The following is a 20,438-nucleotide window of genomic DNA, read 5'->3' as shown; positions in this document are numbered from 1 at the left end:
TACTTCGGCCCTACACATATCCTGCACAGGGCATTCACGCGACTGCTCGCAGCATCAAGCTGCCCGATCCCCACTCATGTAGGCATCTAGGCGTCACGTAAGGAGCGGCCGCGCGGCTGCAATTCACCGGCATGCATGAGCCGGTCGGGAGGATAGACGTCTACTTTCTCGCACCCACTACAGGTGGAACGCAATGCGTTCGTGGAGTGATGATCATGCGTAGCATATCTTCGGGCAAAGTTCTCAAGCGGACCCTTCTTTCCAGCCTGATTGCCGTGGCATTCGTCTCATTGACGGCTTGCGGCGGCTCCGGTTCGGTGCGCTCTCCGTTTGCCGGCAGCTCTAGCTCGGCCAGTCCGTCGAGCGGCAGCCCCAGTGGCTCGGGCTCGTCGACGGGATCCCCGTCGGGCACGGGCGCGGGCGGCAGCACCGGCATTTCCGGCAGCAGCGGCGGCAACGGCAGTGGCAATGGCAATGGTTCCGGCGCACCGACGCCGACACCCACCCCAACACCGACCCCAACGCCTACACCTACACCCACGCCGACACCAACTCCCACGCCAACACCGACACCAACGCCCACACCCTCACCGCAACCGACCAACGTGGTTGGCGCGGTCGCCACGGGCACTGGCAATGTCGTCACCGCCTTGGGCGGCGCGGTCAGTACGGTCGGTTCGCAACTTACCAATACACCGCTTGGCAACACCGCGACCACACAAGGTTTGTCGGGCGTGGTCCAGAACACCGGCAATGCCGTCAGCGCGCTGGGCAATGGCGTAGCCAATGGCCTTGGCCAGGTCGGCAATAGCAGCAACCCGGTCGGCACTACCGTCGATAGCCTCGGCGGGACGGGCGGCGTGGTCGACGATACCGGCAAGGCCGTTACCGACCTCGGCGAGACGGTCGGCAGCGTCGGCGACTTCAAAGGTTCGCCCATCGAACCGATTACGTCGGGAGCCGGGAACCTGGTTTCCACGATCGGCAACGACGTTTCTGCCGGCAGCGTCCCGCTGGAAGGTTCGTTGAACAGCGGCCTCCTCAAGACCGTGACACAGACGGCCAGCGATGTACTCAATCCTGCGACCGGACTCACTGGCAGCAACGGCGGCAGCGGCGCCGGCAATCTCGTCGCGGCCGTATCGACTGCCGGCGGCAATACCACCAGTGGCGTAGGCTCGGCCGTTTCCTCGCTGGGCTCGGGGATAAGCAGCACCGGCGCGTCCACGCCTGCCGCACCGGTCACCTCCCTGCTTGGCGGCACCGTGGAAGGTGTGGGCAGTTCGGTGACGACCCTGGGCAACGGCGTCACCGCCGGCCTTGGCCATGCTGGTACGGGCAATTCGGTCGGCACGACGCTGGCGGGTGCAACGAGCACGGTGGCCGGCCTCGGCCAGACTGTCGAGGGTACGGGTCAGGCACTGGCAAGTCTGGGCACCGGCCCGACCGCGGGACTGAATCCGGTGACCAGCCTGGTCGGCTCGGTGGTCAACAACGCCGGTGCCGCGGTTGCTTCGGCGGGCACCAGCACCACGGGCGCGGTCAATGGCCCGTTGACTCCGGTAACCCAGGCGCTGAGCAACGTGGTCAACGGCGTCGCCAATCTCACCAGCCTGCCTGGCCTATCCGGCAGCAGTGGCAGTGGCAGCGGTGGCAGCAGCGGCCTTCTCGGAGGGTTGGGCTCGGCGCTGTCGGGGTCGTCGTCCAGCAGTGGCGGCAAGAGCGGCAACGACGGATTGGGCGGCCTGCTCGGCAAGCACTGACGGACAAACAAAAAGCATCACGCGTTGAAGTGGAGGCGGCCGCACGGCCGCCTCCAGCGTATCAACGGCGCGCAGATTCGCACTGCACGCTTTAGGGCAACAAAACAGGGGGCATCGCATGAAGGCATGGATCGGCCCGGCACTCGGCATTTCCATCGCGGTATCGATGCAGGTGCAGGCGCAGGTACGCACGCCGGTCACCGCCAATCCGCTGCAAAACCTGCCGCGCGTGGAAACGCCGGTCACGCCCCGCGTACAGACCCAGGTGCAAACCCAGGCACCGAATCCTCGCCTGGCCGCCCTGCTCGCGACACCGATCACGCCGCGTCGCTTCGACGTCACCGGCGTGCATGCCGTACCGTTCAAAGAGGTCGCCGCGCTGTTCAGCCCGATGACCGGCAAGAACGTACACGTATCCGATGTGCTGGCCGCCGCCAACAAAATCGGCGACATCTACAAAGCGCGTGGTTATGCGCTCTCCTTCGGCTTTGTGCCCATGCAGAACTTCGCCAACGGCGAGGTGCGCATCACCGTCGTCGAAGGCTATGTCGCGGCGGTCGATATCCAAGGCAATGCCGGCAACGAGGAAGCGAAGATTCGCGCCGTCGCACGGCACATCGTCAAGGATCGCCCACTGCGGCAGAAAACCTTTGAACGATATCTGCAAATACTGGGCATGCTGCCCGGCCTGCACATCGATGCCAACGTGCCCGCCCCCACCACCACCGATGGCGCGACCCGACTGGTACTGACCGTCAAGCGCACGCGCTTCAATGCCAGCACCGGCATCGACTTCAACCATCCGGGTGTGCAAGGTCTCACCAGCGTGACGGAAAACGGCCTGTTGTCGCAATCCGAACAAATCGCCTTCTCCACCCTGTTGCCGTCAGGGCCTGACGACCAGCGCCTGTATGCACTGACGTATCTGCAACCACTGTGGTCCGACGGCCTGATGTTGCACGTCAGCGGCTCGCACTACCAGGGCAATCCCGATCTGGACAATCAGCTGCCCTATTACTTGAAACAGAATCTGCATCAGGACCAATACGCATTTTCCTTCAGCTATCCGCTGCTGCTGGACAATCACACCAACCTCACTGCCACGGGCGGCGCGTACGCCACCACGCTGGACGAGATCTATACCAACTCGATCAACGGCGGCAAATTGATCCAGCAATATGGTTTGCGCGTGCTCGACACCAAACTGGATTACGTCAAAGCCAGCGACACCAGTGTGCAAAAGGTCAACGTGGAAATAGCTCGCGGCCTGGATGCCTTGGGTGCCAATGCAAGCACGGTGGTCAGGCTGGGCAATCTCGTCGAAGTATCGCCGGCCGACCCGGCGTTCACCCGCTACGACATCACCTTTACCCAGAGCAATACGTGGCCGCAGCGCTTTGGCACCGTATTCAACATCACCGGGCAATACAGCAACGACACCCTGCCGACCACTGAGCAAGTCAGCTTCGGCGGTCCGCGTTACGGATTGGCTTACGACCCGGGCGAAACCGCAGGCGACAGCGGCTGGGGCGCCTCGCTGGAACTCAACCGGCACTACGACGTATCCACCCGCTGGGTGAAACAGGTCACGCCGTATCTGATCGGGCAGTTTGCGCGCGTCTACCTCAACGTCGGCGCGCCCACCGTGAACGAACTGGGCACCGCTGGCGTGGGTGTGCGCTGGACCGACAAACGCTTTTACGCATTCGACCTCACCGTCGCCGAACCGGTGGGCGACGTACCGATCGGCGCACCGCATCGCGAGCCGCGCGTGGATTTCTCGTTCAGCTATCAACTGCACTGAAAACCGATCGCACCAAAGCAAACGGCCACCCCGCAAAGGGTGGCCGTTCGTTTTCGTTGCAGTAACGCCGAAACTTACTTCTTGGCGAACAGGTGCTCGACGCCGGCGCGCTCTTCGCGCAGTTCCTTCTCGGTGGCATCCATGCGGGCGCGCGAGAAATCGTTGATTTCCAGGCCCTGCACGATTTCGTACTTGCCGTTCTTCACCGTCACCGGGTAACCGTAGATCACGCCCGGAGCGATGCCGTAGGAACCGTCGGACGGAATGCCCATCGAGACCCAGTCGCCTTCCGCCGAACCCAGCGCCCAGTTGCGCACGTGGTCGATCGCGGCCGACGCGGCCGACGCGGCCGACGAAGCACCGCGCGCCTTGATGATGGCGGCGCCGCGCTGTTGCACGGTCGGGATGAAATCCGTCTGATACCAGTTCTGGTCGACCAGGCTCAGCGCAGCCTTGCCGTCCACGGTGGCGTGGTGCAGGTCCGGATACTGGGTCGAGCTGTGGTTGCCCCAGATGGTGACCTTCTTGATGTCGGTGGTGTGCTTGCCGGTCTTCTCGGCCAGCTGCGACAGGGCGCGGTTGTGGTCCAGGCGCACCATCGCGGTGAAGCACTTCGGATCCAGGTCCGGAGCGTTCTGCTGGGCGATCAGCGCGTTGGTGTTGGCCGGGTTGCCCACCACCAGCACCTTCACGTCGCGCTTGGCGTGATCGTTCAGCGCCTTGCCCTGCGGCGAGAAGATCGCGCCATTGGCTTCCAGCAGATCCTTGCGCTCCATGCCCGGGCCGCGCGGACGCGCGCCGACCAGCAGTGCGTAATCGACATCCTTGAAGGCGACGTTGACGTCGTCGGTGGCAACCACGCCAGCCAGGGTCGGGAACGCGCAGTCGTTGAGCTCCATCACCACGCCTTGCAGCGCAGGCAGCGCGGGCGTGATTTCGAGCAGGTGCAGGATCACCGGCTGGTCCGGACCGAGCATGTCGCCGGCGGCGATACGGAACAGCAAGGCGTAACCGATCTGGCCGGCAGCGCCGGTCACGGCAACACGAACGGGGGCTTTCATCGTGGCAACTCCTTCAGGTGCATAAAACGAGGCCCGCATCGTATGACGCGGGCCGCTAGAGGATTCAATTCAATTCGGCGAAGAACTCGACGATGCGGGCAAGGCCGGGTTCAAGCTGAGCAGTGGGACAGGTGTAGGAAATGCGCATCGCACGCGGCTCGCCAAACGCCGAACCCGGTACGCAGGCCACGCCCTTGGCTTCCAGCAGCACGGCGCACAGATCCACGTCGTTCCCGATGAGCTTGCCGCCATGGCTCTTGCCGAAGGCGCCCGAGACGTCCGGGAATGCATAGAACGCACCCTGCGGGCGCGGGCAAACCACACCGGGAATCTTTGCCAGCGCAGCCAGCACGATGTCGCGCTTGTGTGCGAATTCCTTGCACTTGGCTTGAGGCACATCCTGCGGACCGCTGAACGCTGCCACCGCAGCAGCCGTGATCACTTCCGGCACGCTGGTGATGTGGTTGGAATTGAGCGTGGTGATCGCCTTGGCCACCGACTCCGGCCCCGCGATCAGCCCCACGCGCCAGCCCGGCATGCCGTAGGTCTTGGACACCGAGTCCACGAAGATCAGGCGATCGCGCAATTCCGGTTTGGCAAACACGAAGTTGTGGTAACCGATGCCGTCGAACACCATCGAGTTGTAGATGTCGTCGGTGACGATCCAGGTGTCCGGATATTTCGCCAGCACGTCGGCCAGCGCGGCGATTTCCTCGCGCGTATAGACCATGCCGGTAGGATTGGACGGGTTGTTGAACAGGAACACCTTCGGCTTGCGCGCCAGTGCGCCTTCGAGCTGTTCCGGCGTGAGCTTGTAGTTTTGCGCGGGGCCACAGTGCAGCACGTTGACCTTCGCACCCACGATATCGGCGATGTCGTGATAGGTGGTCCAGTACGGTGCGGCGAAGCAGATTTCCTCGCCCTCGTTGAGCAGCGCTTCGGCCAGGTTGTACAGCACCTGCTTGGCGCCGATGCCTACCGAGAGGTTGTTGCGGGCGTAGCCGGTGAAACCCAATGCCTCGATGTGCTTGAGGAAAGCATCCAGCAAAACCTCGGCGCCGCGATTGCTGCCGTATTGGCCGCTGTCGTGCGAGAGCGCTTCGCGGGCCGCAGCATAGACGTGCTCGCCGGGCAGAAAATTGGGAACGCCGATGGAGAAGCTGATGATGTCGCGGCCGGCAGCCTTGAGCTGCTTTGCCTTTTCGGCGATGACCATGATCGCGCTGGGTTTGGCGCGGCCGACACGCTGGGCGAGCTGGGGCATGGTTTCCTCGGATTGGGGGACTTGGGGCAGCAAACCGGGTGATTTTAGCATGCGGCGGTGCGTCAACCGCCTCCCCCTTCCAGCCCGTTGAAAAACTCCTATTGCGCCCATGTCGCCCACTGGCATGATGTCCTGGGGGCCATCGCCCCAAGCCGCTGCAGACCTGGGCGGAGGAACGTCATCTGATCGCCAGCCAACACAGACTCAAGGAGAAGATGCCTATGTTCAGCCTTATCTGGTCCATCATCGTTGGTTTCTTCGTCGGCCTCATTGCCCGCTGGATCGTGCCGGGCGCAGCGCACTACGGCTTCATCATGACCACCATCGTCGGTATCGTGGGTTCGGTCATCGGCGGCTTTATCGGCACCATGTTCAACAAACCCGCCCCAGGCCAGAAATTCCATGCGGCCGGATTCCTGATGTCGATCGTGGGCGCCGTCATTCTGCTGTTCTTGCTGAAGTTCATCGAGCACTGACCGGCCCGGACCTTCGAGGCAAACAAAAAGCACGGCGGGTTGCCCACGCCGTGCTTTTTTGTGCCTGCGGGAATTCAGGCAGTCTTTGCCGCCAGCAGTTTCTCGGCCAGGCCACCCAGCGTCGAAAGATCGAAACCGCCGCCGCTGGCCGGTGCCTGTCCGTCCGGCGTGGCGTGATCCACCGCATGCGGCAGCACCTGCGCCACCTGGCCCATGAGCTGGCCCGGGTCCATGCCAAGCTTGCCGGCGGCATCGTTGACCACCGAGTCCAGTCCGGACTTCTGCAATACCTGGTTGAGCTGGTCGCCGGAAATGGCCTGGTTGGCGCCGTTGCCAATCCAGGACTGCATCGCGTCGCCCATGCCATGCTGCTGCAACGTGCTGGCCAGGCCCTGGATGCCCCCCGCCTGCTGAATCAACTGGCCCGCCACGTTGACCAGTGACGAGGCGCCGTTCGCACCGCCCTGATTGCCGCCGAGCAGACTACCTAAACTGTCGAGTAGAGACATCACTGCACTCCTTTGAAGAGAGGGATCCAACCCTTTGATTTTATGTCCACCTCTACGACACATTGGTAACGAATGTGTGAAAAAGGCCGCCGGGCAGAACCCTGGCGGCCTTTCGTTTCCCAACTGTGCCGGAGGCAGGATCAGCCGCGCTGATCGAGCACCTCGTTCCACTCTTTCACGCGTGCCGACTGGGCCGCCAACAGCGCGTCCACGTCGCCTTCCACGGTCACTTTCTCGATCGTGTCGCCCTGCTTGATCGCATCGACCACAGCCTGGTCGGCCGGGCTCAGCACTTCGCCGAACACGCTGTGCTTGCCGTCCAGCCACGGGGTGGGGCCATGGGTGATGAAAAACTGGCTGCCGTTGGTGCGCGGACCGGCATTGGCCATCGACAGAATGCCCGGCTTGTCGTGGCGCAACGAGGAATCGAACTCATCCTCGAAGCGGTAGCCCGGACCGCCGCGGCCACTGCCTTCCGGGCAGCCGCCCTGGATCATGAAGTCGGCGATCACGCGATGGAACGACAGCCCGTCGTAATAGCCGCGCTTGGCCAGATTGACGAAACTGGCCACCGTCACAGGGGTTTTGTCGTCGTGCAGGCGCACGTGGATGGGACCGCGATTGGTGGTGAACGTGACGTTGATGGCCATGGATGTTCCTTGGGTCTTAAACGGGTACGGTGCCCGACGGACGGGCTTGGATCGGTAAGGATAACGCCAGTGGGGCCGGCCTGCGACCGGCCCGCTCCCCTCGCAGCCGTGACAGTCCCCGTTTCCGCTGGATACCCATGCTTCGCGCAGGCACTCATTTGCGCCTGTCGCAGTTCTGCAAACCGGCCCGTGAAAACCCTTTCACTTTCAACCGCAATACCTATCCATGGACTATGCTTCGCCCATCTCGACGGTCCAGGGAGAAGGGCATGGCAAATTTTCGCAACCCCGCCCCAATGGGGGACCCCGCGTCCATCCTCGGCAACCCTTGGAAGCCGACTGCCTCCTTGTTCGGCAACAGCTCGGCACCGTTCGGGTTGCCGGCCGAAACGCCGTTGAGCTGGGGACTGGTGGCCAACGACCCCTGCACCTTGTCGGTGCTGGTTCCGTTGATGCCGCCCAACGACGTCAGGACCGATGCCAAGCTCTGCTCGCTGTCGCCGATGGGCTACAAGTTCATCTACGCCCACGAGGCGTGGAAGGGTGTTTCCAATCACCTTCATTGGCCCGGAGGTTCGAGCGGCATCACGCTCGGCCCCGGTTACGACATGGGCGCCAGGTCGGCGAGCGATATCACCGCCGACATGAAATCCATCGGCCTGTCCGACGACGCTGCAAAGACTGTTTCGCAGGCAGCCGGCATGGTGGTCAAGAAAGGTGGCACGTACACCAATGCGGACATGCTCAAATTCGTCAAGGACCACCACAAGGACGTGGATCTCAACCCAGACCAGGAGCTGAAACTGCTGCACCACATCGTGCCTCACTACGAACAAATCGTTCGCAGGTCGCTCAAGGTGCCGCTGGCTCAACACGAGTTCGATGCGCTGGTGAGCTTCGCGTACAACTCTGCCGGCCGCTGGTCGCACGTCACCCGCCTGCTCAACGGCGGCAAGGCCGCTGAAGCCATGAAAGTCATAAAGGCCGGCAATACGACGGGCGGCAAGGTCAGCAAGGGTTTGACCCATCGCCGTGCCGACGAGGTGAAGCTGTTCATGCTCGGCAAGTATGAAATGAATGGCCAGCCCATCTCCTGACGACAAAGCATTTATTTCCGGCTCCGAGGACATTTCCTTGCTTCGCATTCTCCGTCGCACGAGCGCCCTGCTGGCGCCTCTCCTGGCATTCACCATGCCCTGCTACGCCGCCGCGCTTCCCGATGCGTTGCTCGGCCGCTGGCAAGTCGCCGAAGTACACACCAATACCAACGCCACCTTCAAAACCAATTACGTGTGGAATGACGCACGGCTGCGCTGGCGCATCTTCAACTTCTCAAGCTCGCAAGTGCGCGACGACACGTCGGATTCGACGACCTGCGAAACGCCACAGGCAACCACCATGCACGTCGCGCTGGTGAAGCTGATGGACGGAAGCTTGGGCCACACCGGCGACGACAGCGATCCCGATTCCATGCCCAATCCCGAGGCTTACCAATTGAAAGCAACGCCCAATGAGCAAGTCGATGCGATCAGCATCACCTGCAAGGGCGGACTTTGGCAGAGCGACCTGGGAACGGGCCAAGGCATGATGGGTTCGTGGATGTATGTAACGCCTGCAGGACAACTGGTGATCCGCTGGCGCGACGAAACGCTGCTGGTATTGAATCGCCTCCCCCAGGATGCCAAGCCGCAAGCTTCATTCGATTGCAGCAAGGCAGCGTCGCCCGTCGAAAAAACCATCTGCGGCTCGATCCAGCTGGCATCTTTCGACCGCAGCGTAGCCTGGTCCTACAAAGTGGCACGCGACGACGCGAAAAGTGCGGGAAACAGCATGACCCCACTGACGACTTCACAACGCGCGTGGCTGAGCAAACGGGATGCTTGCGGAACCGATTCCGCCTGTCTGCTAAGCGCCATGAAGCAGCGGCTGGATGCGCTCGCCAACGACGCTCAGTAGCGGGATCAAGGCAACGCCAACGCCGCTCGCTCCAGCGCACCCGCACCACGCGCCCGCCCTTGCGGCACCGGCACTTGCTCCGGCCAGGGCGCGCCCTGATACAAATGCATCCACAACCGGTCCAACGCCGCGTAGCCGTAGGGCAACAACGGCAGGTGCCGGTCACCGAAACCCGGCAAGGCGAGGAAGGCATCGAAGTGCTGCGCATGCGGCACTTTCCAATACAGCGGCCGGCGCCCTTCCTCGCGTAGCCACGCGACATAAGGTTCCGAGGTGAACGCCGTCGGCAGCAGACCGTCGTCCGCACCCTGCATCACCCACAGCGGCAGATCCTTGCGCGGTAGATGCACAGCCAAGGCCCGCACCGACACGTGCAAGGCACGCGCATCCGCATCATCGCCGGTCCACAAGCGCCGCAGACAGTTGATACCGACCAGCTGCGGGTCGGCGCCGTTGTCCGTGCCGCCAAACAGACCGATGCCGTTGCCGGGGGGAATGCCCGACGCATCCGCCCACCAGCTTGCGCGCGTAGCCTCGTCAGCCACGCCGGGCTTGCCGTCGATCAGTGCCTGGTAACGATAGCCACATGGCATGTCGTCGGCGCCACGACGCAAATACGCGGAGGCATAGGCGACACCGATCACCCGCCACAAATCGAGCGCGGTGGACGAAGCCGCCGTCGCCATCGCCTGGTCGGTCCAACCGGTGCTGCGCAAATGTTCGTAGGCTTCGTTGGCCTGCGCATCCAGCGTGCTGCTTTTCAACAGCCCTTGCGCGTGCAAACTCGCGCACCGGGTTACCCACGCCGCATGTTGCGCACCGTGCGCATCGCGCGCAAACGGCGCCGATGCGAAACGCTGATCGACCAGAGCGCACGGCAACCACAACGCCGCTTCGCTCGCGTAGTCGTACAGCGCTCGCCCGTGCCCAGGCACGTGCACGTTGGGCTCCAGCGCCACTACGCCGGCCAGCAAGTGCTGATCATCGATACCGGCCGCCTGCAACACCGCGCCGCCGCCGTTCGACAAACCGGTGGCAATAATTTTGGTGTTCTGCGCAGTGAACGGTGCCTGCTCGGGAAACGCGCGATCCAGCATCGCCAGGCCGAAGCGTGCCGCCTGCAAAACGTGCCGCCCCCAATCCGCCTCCGGGTTGTCGCCCGAATGCGCGTGCTTGACGGCGATGCCTTCGCCCTTCGTAGCAACCGGCTCGAACTCCAACGCGGCAGTGCCGCGCTTGGCGCGCTGGCCATCCAGTGCCACGCCGCTGTCGTCGGCGAAATCGAAGTAGCCGGACCCCGTGCCTTTGTCCGTATACGCCACTGCACAGCCGCGCGGCAGGCCCCATGCGCCGGCCAGCGCAATCGCGCCATAAATGCCGCGCGAACCGGACGACGCCGTCACCACCAGGCAGCGATGCGCCTGATCGAAATGATCGGGCACCTGCACCAGCACGCGATGCGGCGCGTGCGCTCCCGGAATCATCGCAAAGGCTTCGAATTCGCGCCCCGGAACGTCCGGCACCGCGCCGTACACCGTGCCGTAGCCGCCCAGCGGACCGAGATCGGCAATGCCTTTCCAACTGGTCTGGATCGCGCGCCGGCGCAATTCCTCAACGGTGGGATGCGCGGCGTCCGCAAAGGGAGCCAGCGCCCCTTTCAGGCCGGCGAGCCCGAGCCCGGCACTGAGCAGATCGTCGTGATCGCGATGCGTGGTGACGCTCACCTCGCCCCGCACAAATTCGATCCCTTGCATCGAAGGCTCCGTCGTCGACGACCGTGCCACGCCGGCAACCAACGCCAGGGCGGCGATACCAATCAGACAGGTGCGGATATTCATCCGCCTACCATAGCAAGCCCGGTGGGCTGGGCTATCGTACGAAAGTACAACATGCTTACCCGGGGACCCGCCATTTTTTACCTCGACGCGACCTGCGGCCCCCGCTATGGTTCGCGTCATGCCACGCTTGTTGATCGCCGACGACCATCCCTTGTTCCGCGCCGCGCTGCGCCAGGCGGCAAGCGAGCACCTGGACACCTGCAGCGTGCAGGAGGCCAGCGACCTGCCCGGCGTGCTCGATGCGCTGTCCGCCGATCCCGACATCGACCTGGTGCTGCTGGACCTGCACATGCCCGGGAGCCACGGCCTATCCGGACTCGCCGCCCTGCGCGGCCAATATCCGGCGGCTGCAGTGCTGGTGGTTTCCGCGCACGACGAACCGCAGGTGGTGCGACGCGTACTCGATCACGGTGCCGCCGGCTTCATTCCCAAAAGTGCGGACCCTGGTCAGATCGGCGAAGCGGTCGCCGCCGTGCTCGACTGCGGCAGCTGGCTGCCGCCAACCCTGTCACGCAGCGTCGCCGCCCTGCCCGGCAACCCTGCCGATACGGATCTGGCCGCGCGACTGGCACGACTTACCGAACAGCAATATCGCGTGCTGAGCCTGCTCGCCGAAGGCCTGCTCAACAAGCAGATCGCCGATCGCCTGGGCATCCAGGAGCGCACGGTGAAAGCACACGCCACCGCCATCTTCGAAAAACTCGGCGTACGCAATCGCACCCAGGCGAGCGTACTGTTGCGCTCGCTCGATCTGGGCGAACCGGGCGGCGATGCGCATCACGTGTAAGCACCGATTCGCCGCGTTCACTGCACCCGAGCCGCCATTACGCGCAACATCACCTGACGCATCGCCAGCGGCTTGAGCGGCTTGTACAACACTGTCGCACCGGCTTCGAGGATGCGTTGGCGCAATGCTCCATCGCGATCGGCGGTAAGCATCACCGCCTGCAGTTGCGGGTGTTGGCGACGCAGCGCGTCCAGCACTTCCAGTCCGGTCTGCCCCCGGTCCAGGTGATAATCCAGCACGCACAGATCGGGTCGCCAAGGCGCCGCGAGCGCGTGCCCAGGCTGGGCAGCCGCATGCACTTCCCAGCCCCAACTGCCCAGCAAGGCAGCTAGCGCCGCCAGCGCGGCAGGTTCGTTATCCAGGATCAAGGCACGCCCGGCAGGCAGCGGACGCACCTCATCCATGGTCGGCGCCGAAGCGTGATAAGCCGACGTTGCACGTGGCAGGTCGAGATAGAACACGCTGCCGCGTCCCAGCCAGGTGCGAAGCCCCAATGGATGTTCCAGCAACGTTGCAACGCGTTGTGCGATCGACAGTCCCAAGCCGAGCCCCTGCCCGCCGCCTGCCGCACTGCCGCGCCGGAATTCCTCGAAGATGATGCCGCGCTCCGCTTCGGCAATACCCGGGCCGGTATCCCACACTTCCAGGCGCAAGCCGGCGCCATGACGGCGAACGCCGAGCAAGACACGTCCGCGCTCGCTATAGCGCAACGCATTGGAAAGAAAGTTCTGCAACACGCGCCGCAGCAGCAAGGGATCGGAGCGCACCCAGGCGCGGCTTTCGATCACGCCCAGGCGCACGCCGCGGTCGGTCGCCAGCGCACGAAACTCCGCCGCCAGCGGCTCAAGCACTTCCGCCAGCGGAAAATCGCGCGGCTCCGGATGCAGGCGCCCGCCTTCCAGTCGCGCAATATCCAGCAGCCCCGCCAGCAAACCTTCCGTAGCAGCCAGCGAGTCGTTGAGATGCCGCGCATTGGCAGCGTCATAACCGCGTCCGGCCAGTGCATGTGCAAACAGTTGCGCCGCATGCAGCGGTTGCATCAGGTCGTGGCTGACCGCTGCCAGGAAGTGGCTTTTCGCCTCATTGGCGCGATGCGCCTGCGCGCTCGCCTGCGCCAGCTCGCGCGTGCGTTCAGCCACGCGCAGCTCCAGCGTTTCGTTGGCCAGCGTGAGTTCGTTTTCGGCTTCGCGGAACGCGGTAACGTCGGTAAACGTTGCCACGTAACCACCGCCTGGCATCGGGTGACCGCGAATCTCCACCACGGTGCCATCGGGGAAGAGGCGCTCAGACAGCAATTCGGTGCCCGCGCGCATGTGCGCAAGGCGGCGGCGCACGCGCGCATCCACGTCACCCGGACCGATAATGCCCGCGGCAATATTGCGGCGAATCAATTCCGCCACCGGCAAGCCCACCTGCAGCAATTCGGGCGGATAGCCGAACAGCGCAACATAGCGCCTGTTCCAGGCGACCAGGCACAAGTCGCTGTCTACCACGCAAATGCCCTGGCTCATGTTTTCCAGCGCGGCTTCCAGTACGCGCTGGCTGAAGTGCAGATCCTGCGCCGCCTCGCCGACGATGGCCGCCACCGTATCCAACTCGGCCCGCCCTTGCCGATGCACCACTTCCAGCAACAGCCTGGCCGATGCCGCACCGATCACCGCCGCCAGTTCGTGCTCGACCTCGGCGACCCGCGCGCTGCCGGCCGTACCTTGCGTATCCATGCCGGCGAACAGGCGCTCGACCCGTTCGTGCGGCAAAAAACGCTCGGCGAGGGCGCGCAGCTCCACCACGCTCACGTTGCTCACACCGGCTGTCCAGCGCCGGCGTCCATACTGCGTATTGGCTACAGCAAGCATCGTCAGCACGTTAGCCACCAGACTCAGCATCACCGCGCGGCCAAGGCGACTCCAGTCGTCCAGCCCCATGAATCCGTCCGGCGTCAGCCAGCGCCACCCCAACGGACCTTGCTGCAACCAATCAGGCAACGAAGAAACGCCGGCCGGCAGCAACACGTAAAACCACACCAGGGTGCCGACCGCCAGACCCCACACCACGGCACGCGGCCCCAATTGCGGCCGATATACCGCAGCCAGCAAAGCCGGCGCCAAGCCGGCCAGGGCGGAAAACGAAATCGCGCCGATATCCGCCAGCGCATCGTTGCGCGCCAGCAAGCGGCTATACGCCCAGGCCAGCAGAATTACCGCGAGGATTGCCGCACGGCGCTGGTTGAGCACCTCTCCGCGCAGATCGCCGCGCTCATCGCGTCCCCAACCCGCACGCACGCGCAACGGCGCAATGAAATGATTGACCACCATCAGGCTCAACGCCAGCGTCGCCACCACCACCATGCTGGTGGCCGCGCTCAGGCCGCCGAGAAATGCCAGCAAGGCCAGACCGTGTTGCTCACGCGCCAACGGCAACGCAAGCACATACAAATCGGACGGCACACCGCTGGGTGCCAGCCACGCGTCGCCCAATTTCGCCAAGGGCAGGATCGGCAAGGCGATCAGCAGCATGTACAGCGGAAACAGCCAACGCGCCGTGCGCACGTGCGAGCTGTCGCGGCACTCCACCACGCCGGCATGAAATTGATGAGGCAAGGTAAACATGGCCAAGGCGCCGAGCAGGATCAGCGCAGGAAACCCGCTGCTTTCGTGCGGCGGCGGCGCACCGATCGCCGCCCCGGCCGGCAGCGGCGTAAACAGCAGCGTACCCAGCGCCAGCATCGCGCCAAGCTTGAACAAGGATTCGAACGCCATCGCCAGCACCAGGCCGCGATTGTGCGCCATGGCCGAAGCGCGCCGCGTGCCGAACAACATCGCGAACAACGCCATCAGCAGGGCTACGTACAACGCACTGTCGTGCCAAGGCGCCGATTCGGCCAGCTCACCTCTTCGCAACAGCGTGTAACTCATCGCCACCGCTTTGAGCTGCAAGGCGATATACGGAACGATGCCCACCAGCACCACCACCGTCACCAGCGCGGCCAGTCCGGCATGCCGCCCCAGGCGCACCACGATCAAATCCGCGATCGAACCCGCGTTGTATTCACGCGCCAGCTGCACCAGCCGGCGCAGTACCGATACCGCGAACACGTACATCAGGATCGCCCCGACAAACGTCGGCGGCAACCACCAGCCGGAGCGGCTGGCCTGGGTCACGGTGCCGTAGAACGTCCACGACGTGCAATGGATGGCGAGCGAAAGCGCGTAGATGATCGCCCAGCGTTTCTCGAACAGGTGCGGGCGGCGCTCGCCGATGACGGCCACGCCGAACAGCAGGCCCAACCAGATCAATGCAGCGGTGGCAATGAGCCCGGCGCTTAGCATCGCGCCCTTCGCTCGTGCCCGCTTCCCTGCATACAGGGAAGCGAACCGTCATCAACGCCAACCATCAATGCTTCACCGGCAACCCCAGCGCCTTTACCGCATTCACCACCCACAGCAACTGCACGCCCGTGCGCGTGTCGTAATGGCTGCCTGAATATCCCCACCAATCCCAGCATGCCTGCGGATTCAACGGCGCGAAACTCGCCCTGGTTTGAGGATACAGGATGGCGACGTCGTAAACGTCGGCCCAGCGGTTGAAGCCCGCATCCTTCACGAACGCCTGCCCCACCGCATCTGCATTCTGCTTGCACCCATGGAAGGCCACCAGCAAACCGCAGCGTTTGCCCGCGGCACAATCGGGCGGCACGTAGAGATAGCCAGTGGACGCCAGCAGCGCGTCCTTGCCGTCCGGGCGCAGCGCATCCTGATCGAAACGCTGCAGCGTGCCGCGTGCTTCCGCAGCGGCGGCGTGCGCAGGCGTACCGAATAATTGCGCGAAGATCGCACCCGCCGCATCAAACCCGCAATGCCCCAGATACGGCGAAATCGATTTGCCGCAATCGTCGCCGCTGGCTGCCGTGGGAAGGTTGTGGCCGAATGCACGCTGGCCGTCGTCGTTCACCTGCAAGCCCGCCAAGCCAGGCTGATCCTTCAGAGCTTCATAGAAATGCGCCGCAGCCTCCGCCACCGCCGGCGCAACTATTGCATCTTCGCTACCGTGCAGCAGGTAGACGCGGGCATGGGCCAGATCCTGCAACGGCCCCGTGTCGCCGGAAGCTGCTCGTTGCTTGGCCGAGGCCACCAATGCCTGAACATCCGGCGCCGGCGTGCCTTTCATGCAAGTGCTCAGAGCAACCTGCAGTTTGTCCTGCGCGCAGCCATATGGGCCGCCCGCCACCAGTGCCGCATTCGGAAAAATGTCCGGATAGGCGATCTGCATCTGAGTCGCCATATAGGCACCGGAAGACAATCCAGTCACCGCCGTGCGCGCTGAATCCAGCTTCAATCTGGGCAGCGGCTGCACGGTGTCATCGGCATGCGCCACGGCAGCGGCCAGCACCAGGCCCGCGCACAAACATTTGATCCAGCGCATCGCTTTATCCTTTGCCAAAAGAGAGAACCGGCCCGTAGCGAGGGAGTCCACGGGCCGGTTCCGGGGAGAACCTAGAACGTATACTTGGCCGATAGCGTAACCATGCGCGGCGGTCCATAGAAGCCGGTGACGATGCCAAGCGCGGCGATGTTGTAGCCGGTGGTGCGATACGACTTGTTGCCCAGGTTGCTGCCTTGCAGGCTGATCGACCAAGGCTTGTCGATCTGCCAGATCAGCCCCGCGTTGACCAGGCCATAGGAGCCCTGCTTGATCAGCGGCGACAAGGTCGTTTCCGGCCACACCGAGGTCTGGTAGCTGTAGTTGAGGCGCGCATCGAGCTCGCCGTAGCTGGCCAGCGGGAAGCTGCGCTGCAAGGTCAAGCCGCCCGCCCATTTCGGTGCGTTGGTGAAGAACTGGGTGTTCGCGATATTGACGCCACCGCTGTAGAACTCGGTGTACTTGGTATGCAGGTAGGCGAAATTGCCGCTGAAGGTCCAGTTCTGCGAGGGATACCAGGCGAACTCTTCCTCCAGGCCGTCGATGTGACCCTTGCCCGCATTGGTGAAGTCGCCGAAGAAACCCTCGCTGCCGTTCGGCTCGGTGTAGGACGTAAACACCGACAACTGGATATTGGAATAGATGTTGTGGAACAGCGCCGTGTTCATCATCAGGCTGTTGTCGAAGAAGCTCATCTTGCTGCCGAGTTCGTAGGACTTCACATTCTCGTCCTGGATCGGCTTGCACGACGAAGGAATCACGGCACAGTTGGCGCGGATGTTGTAACCGCCGGAATGGAAGCCTTCGCTATAGCTGGCATACAGCTTCACGTCGTCGCTCAAGCTGTAATCGAGCGATACCTTGGGCGATATGTTGTGCGACGTATGCGAGCCGGTGAAGTCGGCCAGCACGCCGATCGGCACTGTGAACGTGTCGTCGGAATATTCGTAGTTCTGGATCACCGCCGTCTTGGTTTCGTCGGTGACGCGCGCACCCACATCCAGGCTCCACGAGGGACTGATATCCCAGGTGAAATCGCCATAGCCGGCATAGCTGCGCGTGCCCATGCTGCCGCCGGTGCTGCCGTATTCGGAAAAGCCGAGCAGACTGTACGGCGGCGAGCCAAGAAACACGTTGTGGATTTCGCCGGCCGCCGATCCGTTGAAGTAATAAAGCCCCATCACGCCGTGAATCACGCCACCCGCATCGTAATTGGCCTGAATTTCCTGCGAGAACTGATGATCCTGGTAAATTGCGCCGACGTCGGCCACCGCAACCGGCAAGGTGTCGAAGTCGATATTGCTGTCGGTTTTCGAACTGCGATAGGCCGTAACCGACTTCAGCGTCCAATCCTGGCTGACGATCCAGTTCAAGGTCAGCGCGGCACCTTTCATGCGCGTCCAGTTGAGCTGCGGCATGTCGCTGCGCGTATTGAAGTCGCTCGATAGCGGCTGGTACTGCGGGTAGAACTCGTTGGCCTCCAGCATCTTCGCGCCGCGCGGATTGGAATTGTCGTGCATGCCGTCGATTTCCAACTGCGCATTGAAATTGCTGGTCGGAAAGAACCCGAGGGTGGCGCGTGCCGCATTGGTGTTCTTGTTGCCGTTGCGGCTGCCATTGAGCAGGTCGGTGCCGAAGCCGTCGTTGTGCTCGCTGGCCACCGCCACCCGCCCGCGCCACACGCCATCGGCCGATGCGCCGCCCAGCGCCGCCTTCACGTCTTTTTCGCCGTGCGTGCCGGTGGTGACTTCCACCGAACCTTCCGTCTTGGTGGGCAAAGGCTTGGATACGTACTTGATTGCGCCGCCGATGGTGTTCTTGCCGTACAGCGTGCCTTGCGGGCCGCGCAGCACTTCGATGCGATCCACGTCGAACACATCCAGCAAGGTGCCCTGCGGACGAGCCATGTAGACGTCGTCCAGGTAGATGCCAACCGCAGGATCGAAACCCCAGGTGGGATCGGCCTGCCCCATGCCGCGGATATAGGCGGTCAAGGTGGTGTTGGAGCCGCGTGCGGCATAGATCTGCAGATCCGGCACCTTGCCTTGCAGATCGCTCAAGTCCTGCACGTTCTGATCGTAGAGCGATTGCGCGGTCAGTGCCGTTACCGCAATCGGCACATCTTGCAGGGTCTCTTCGCGTTTGCGCGCCGTGACGACGATCTGATCGAGCTTCTTGGCGTTGGCCGGGCTATTGCTGTCCTGGCTGCCGTTTCCGCTGGTTTGTTGCGCATACAGCGGCGCCGCGCCGGCCAACCCCACGGCCAGACCGATCGCCAGACTCAAATGGCTACGCTTCATGTTTCCCCTCGCAATGTGTGCATCCACCCACGGATGCCCATGCTGCGCAGCATAGGCAGGGCGCGGCGCGGCCACACTTGTACTTTCGTACAGTGCCGCGCCATGCAAGCGTGCCGGGATACTCGTCACCCAAGACATCGGTTGACGAACGCGCAAGGAACAACAGGAATGGCCTTTCTTATCGTGCTGGCGGCATTGTGCTTCCTGATGCTGGCGGCGTACCGCGGCTACAGCGTGATTCTGTTTGCACCGATAGCCGCGTTGGGTGCGGTGCTGCTGACCGATCCTGCGCTGGTCGCGCCGATGTTCACCGGCCTGTTCATGGACAAGATGGTCGGCTTTCTCAAGCTGTATTTTCCGGTATTCATGCTTGGCGCGGTATTCGGCAAGCTGATCGAGCTATCCGGATTCTCCAAGGCCATCGTGGCGTCCACCATCGGTCTGGTCGGGCGCAGCCGCGCGATCCTGTCGATCGTGCTGGTGTGTGCGTTGCTTACCTACGGCGGCGTGTCGCTGTTCGTGGTGGTGTTCGCGGTCTATCCGTTCGCGGTGGAATTGTTCCGCGAATCGAATATTCCCAAGCGCCTGATCCCGGGCACCATCGCGCTGGGCGCGTTTACCTTCACCATGGATTCCCTCCCGGGCACGCCGCAAATCCAGAACATCATTCCCACTTCGTTCTTCGGCACCAACGCATGGGCCGCGCCGTGGCTGGGTACGCTCGGTTCGCTGTTCATCCTGATCGTGGGCATGCTTTATCTGGAATCGCGCCGGCGCAAGGCCGTGGCGAACGGCGAAGGTTATGGCACCAGCCTGGTCAACGAGCCCGCGCCGTTCGAGGGCGGCCGTTTGGCCCACCCCTTGATCGCGCTGCTGCCGCTGGTGCTGGTGGGCGTGGGCAATCTGTTGCTGACGCGCTGGATTCCGCACTGGTACGGAAGCGTGCAATCGTTTGTGCCGGCGGTGATCGGCCATCCGCCGCCGGTCGTGCAGGAGGTGTCGAAAATCGCCGCGATCTGGGCGGTGGAAGGCGCTTTGCTGCTGGGCTGCTTGTGCGTGCTGATGTTTGCCTGGGGGCCGGTAACGAAACATTTCGCGGAAGGGAGCAAGGCTGCCGTCTCCGGCGCCCTGCTGGCATCGATGAACACCGCCTCCGAATACGGCTTCGGCGCGGTCATCGCGGCCCTGCCCGGCTTCCGCGCGGTAGCCGACGCGCTGCATGCCGTGCCCAATCCACTGGTCAACGAAGCCATCTCTGTGACCGCCCTGGCCGGCATCACCGGCTCGGCTTCCGGCGGCATGAGCATCGCGCTGGCGGCGATGGCCGACACGTTCATCCACAACGCCAAGGCGGCGGGCATTCCGATGGAAGTGCTGCACCGGGTGGCGGCAATGGCTTCCGGTGGCATGGATACCCTGCCTCACAACGGCGCCGTCATCACCCTGCTGGCCGTGACCGGCCTGACGCACCGGCAGTCTTACCGGGACATTTTCGCCATCACCGTGATCAAGACCGCGGCGGTATTGGTGGTGATCGCGGTGTTCTACGCAACCGGACTCGTCTAGCTTTGCCCTCCGCGCTTGCCAATGTCATGACCGATGAGCCATCGT

15 protein-coding genes are annotated in these 20,438 nt (G+C 63.4%); 7 read left to right on the top strand and 8 right to left on the bottom strand.

Going from position 1 to position 20,438, the window contains the following annotated elements; genetic code table 11:
- Positions 1-215 precede the first annotated feature (215 nt).
- Together ISS99_RS14365 and ISS99_RS14360 are read left to right on the top strand one after the other, a co-directional pair.
- The gene (locus tag ISS99_RS14365) at positions 216-1,763 is read left to right on the top strand and encodes a collagen-like triple helix repeat-containing protein (RefSeq protein WP_204632280.1); all 1,548 of its coding nucleotides are present in this window, start codon (positions 216-218) and stop codon (positions 1,761-1,763) included.
- Between the two features lie 118 nt (positions 1,764-1,881).
- Entirely contained in the window at positions 1,882-3,567 is a 1,686-nt protein-coding gene (locus ISS99_RS14360; protein ID WP_204632279.1) for a ShlB/FhaC/HecB family hemolysin secretion/activation protein, read from the top strand.
- Positions 3,568-3,641: 74 nt separating this feature from the next.
- Here the strand turns inward: ISS99_RS14360 and ISS99_RS14355 are convergent, their stop codons facing one another.
- Together ISS99_RS14355 and ISS99_RS14350 are read right to left on the bottom strand one after the other, a co-directional pair.
- On the bottom strand, positions 3,642-4,628 hold the full coding sequence (locus tag ISS99_RS14355; protein ID WP_204632278.1) for a malate dehydrogenase: 987 nt from the start codon (positions 4,626-4,628) through the stop codon (positions 3,642-3,644).
- Between the two features lie 64 nt (positions 4,629-4,692).
- Complete coding sequence (locus ISS99_RS14350; RefSeq protein ID WP_204632277.1) at positions 4,693-5,892, bottom strand: pyridoxal phosphate-dependent aminotransferase; 1,200 nt, start codon at positions 5,890-5,892, stop codon at positions 4,693-4,695.
- A gap of 221 nt (positions 5,893-6,113) precedes the next feature.
- Between ISS99_RS14350 and ISS99_RS14345 the strand changes: the two genes are divergently transcribed.
- Entirely contained in the window at positions 6,114-6,368 is a 255-nt protein-coding gene (locus ISS99_RS14345) for a GlsB/YeaQ/YmgE family stress response membrane protein (RefSeq protein WP_204632276.1), read from the top strand.
- A 74-nt stretch (positions 6,369-6,442) separates the two neighbouring features.
- Here the strand turns inward: ISS99_RS14345 and ISS99_RS14340 are convergent, their stop codons facing one another.
- Together ISS99_RS14340 and ISS99_RS14335 are read right to left on the bottom strand one after the other, a co-directional pair.
- A complete protein-coding gene (locus ISS99_RS14340) occupies positions 6,443-6,877 on the bottom strand; it encodes a YidB family protein (RefSeq protein WP_204632275.1) in 435 nt (144 codons plus the stop codon).
- A 140-nt stretch (positions 6,878-7,017) separates the two neighbouring features.
- The gene (locus ISS99_RS14335; protein WP_204632274.1) at positions 7,018-7,527 is read right to left on the bottom strand and encodes a peptidylprolyl isomerase; all 510 of its coding nucleotides are present in this window, start codon (positions 7,525-7,527) and stop codon (positions 7,018-7,020) included.
- A gap of 269 nt (positions 7,528-7,796) precedes the next feature.
- Here ISS99_RS14335 and ISS99_RS14330 point away from each other — a divergent pair, with 269 nt between their 5' ends.
- Complete coding sequence (locus ISS99_RS14330) at positions 7,797-8,624, top strand: glycoside hydrolase family protein (protein WP_204632273.1); 828 nt, start codon at positions 7,797-7,799, stop codon at positions 8,622-8,624.
- A gap of 37 nt (positions 8,625-8,661) precedes the next feature.
- Complete coding sequence (locus ISS99_RS14325) at positions 8,662-9,483, top strand: lysozyme inhibitor LprI family protein (RefSeq protein ID WP_204632272.1); 822 nt, start codon at positions 8,662-8,664, stop codon at positions 9,481-9,483.
- Between the two features lie 5 nt (positions 9,484-9,488).
- On the opposite strand, the gene ISS99_RS14320 is transcribed toward ISS99_RS14325, so the two are convergent.
- Positions 9,489-11,321, bottom strand: coding sequence for a 3-hydroxybutyrate oligomer hydrolase family protein (locus tag ISS99_RS14320; RefSeq protein WP_239537937.1), 1,833 nt, complete (start codon positions 11,319-11,321; stop codon positions 9,489-9,491).
- 118 nt (positions 11,322-11,439) lie between these two features.
- Here ISS99_RS14320 and ISS99_RS14315 point away from each other — a divergent pair, with 118 nt between their 5' ends.
- A complete protein-coding gene (locus tag ISS99_RS14315; RefSeq protein ID WP_204632271.1) occupies positions 11,440-12,108 on the top strand; it encodes a response regulator in 669 nt (222 codons plus the stop codon).
- Between the two features lie 17 nt (positions 12,109-12,125).
- On the opposite strand, the gene ISS99_RS14310 is transcribed toward ISS99_RS14315, so the two are convergent.
- The 3 genes from ISS99_RS14310 to ISS99_RS14300 all read right to left on the bottom strand — a co-directional run bounded on the left by ISS99_RS14310 (position 12,126) and on the right by ISS99_RS14300 (position 18,827).
- Positions 12,126-15,437: a hybrid sensor histidine kinase/response regulator gene (locus ISS99_RS14310; RefSeq protein ID WP_204632270.1), complete on the bottom strand. Its 3,312-nt coding sequence runs from the start codon at positions 15,435-15,437 to the stop codon at positions 12,126-12,128.
- 64 nt (positions 15,438-15,501) lie between these two features.
- Positions 15,502-16,530, bottom strand: a complete 1,029-nt coding sequence (locus ISS99_RS14305) for an extracellular catalytic domain type 2 short-chain-length polyhydroxyalkanoate depolymerase (RefSeq protein ID WP_204632269.1) — start codon at positions 16,528-16,530, stop codon at positions 15,502-15,504.
- A gap of 71 nt (positions 16,531-16,601) precedes the next feature.
- Positions 16,602-18,827, bottom strand: coding sequence for a TonB-dependent receptor (locus tag ISS99_RS14300; protein WP_204632268.1), 2,226 nt, complete (start codon positions 18,825-18,827; stop codon positions 16,602-16,604).
- Positions 18,828-18,995: 168 nt separating this feature from the next.
- Here ISS99_RS14300 and ISS99_RS14295 point away from each other — a divergent pair, with 168 nt between their 5' ends.
- On the top strand, positions 18,996-20,393 hold the full coding sequence (locus tag ISS99_RS14295) for a GntP family permease (protein WP_204632267.1): 1,398 nt from the start codon (positions 18,996-18,998) through the stop codon (positions 20,391-20,393).
- The last annotated feature ends 45 nt before the right edge of the window (positions 20,394-20,438 follow it).

It is taken from the genome of Dyella mobilis (assembly GCF_016904945.1).
GTDB lineage: Bacteria > Pseudomonadota > Gammaproteobacteria > Xanthomonadales > Rhodanobacteraceae > Dyella_B > Dyella_B mobilis.
The sequence above is the reverse complement of the archived record's forward strand: the minus strand, read 5'-3'. Positions and strand labels throughout refer to the sequence as shown.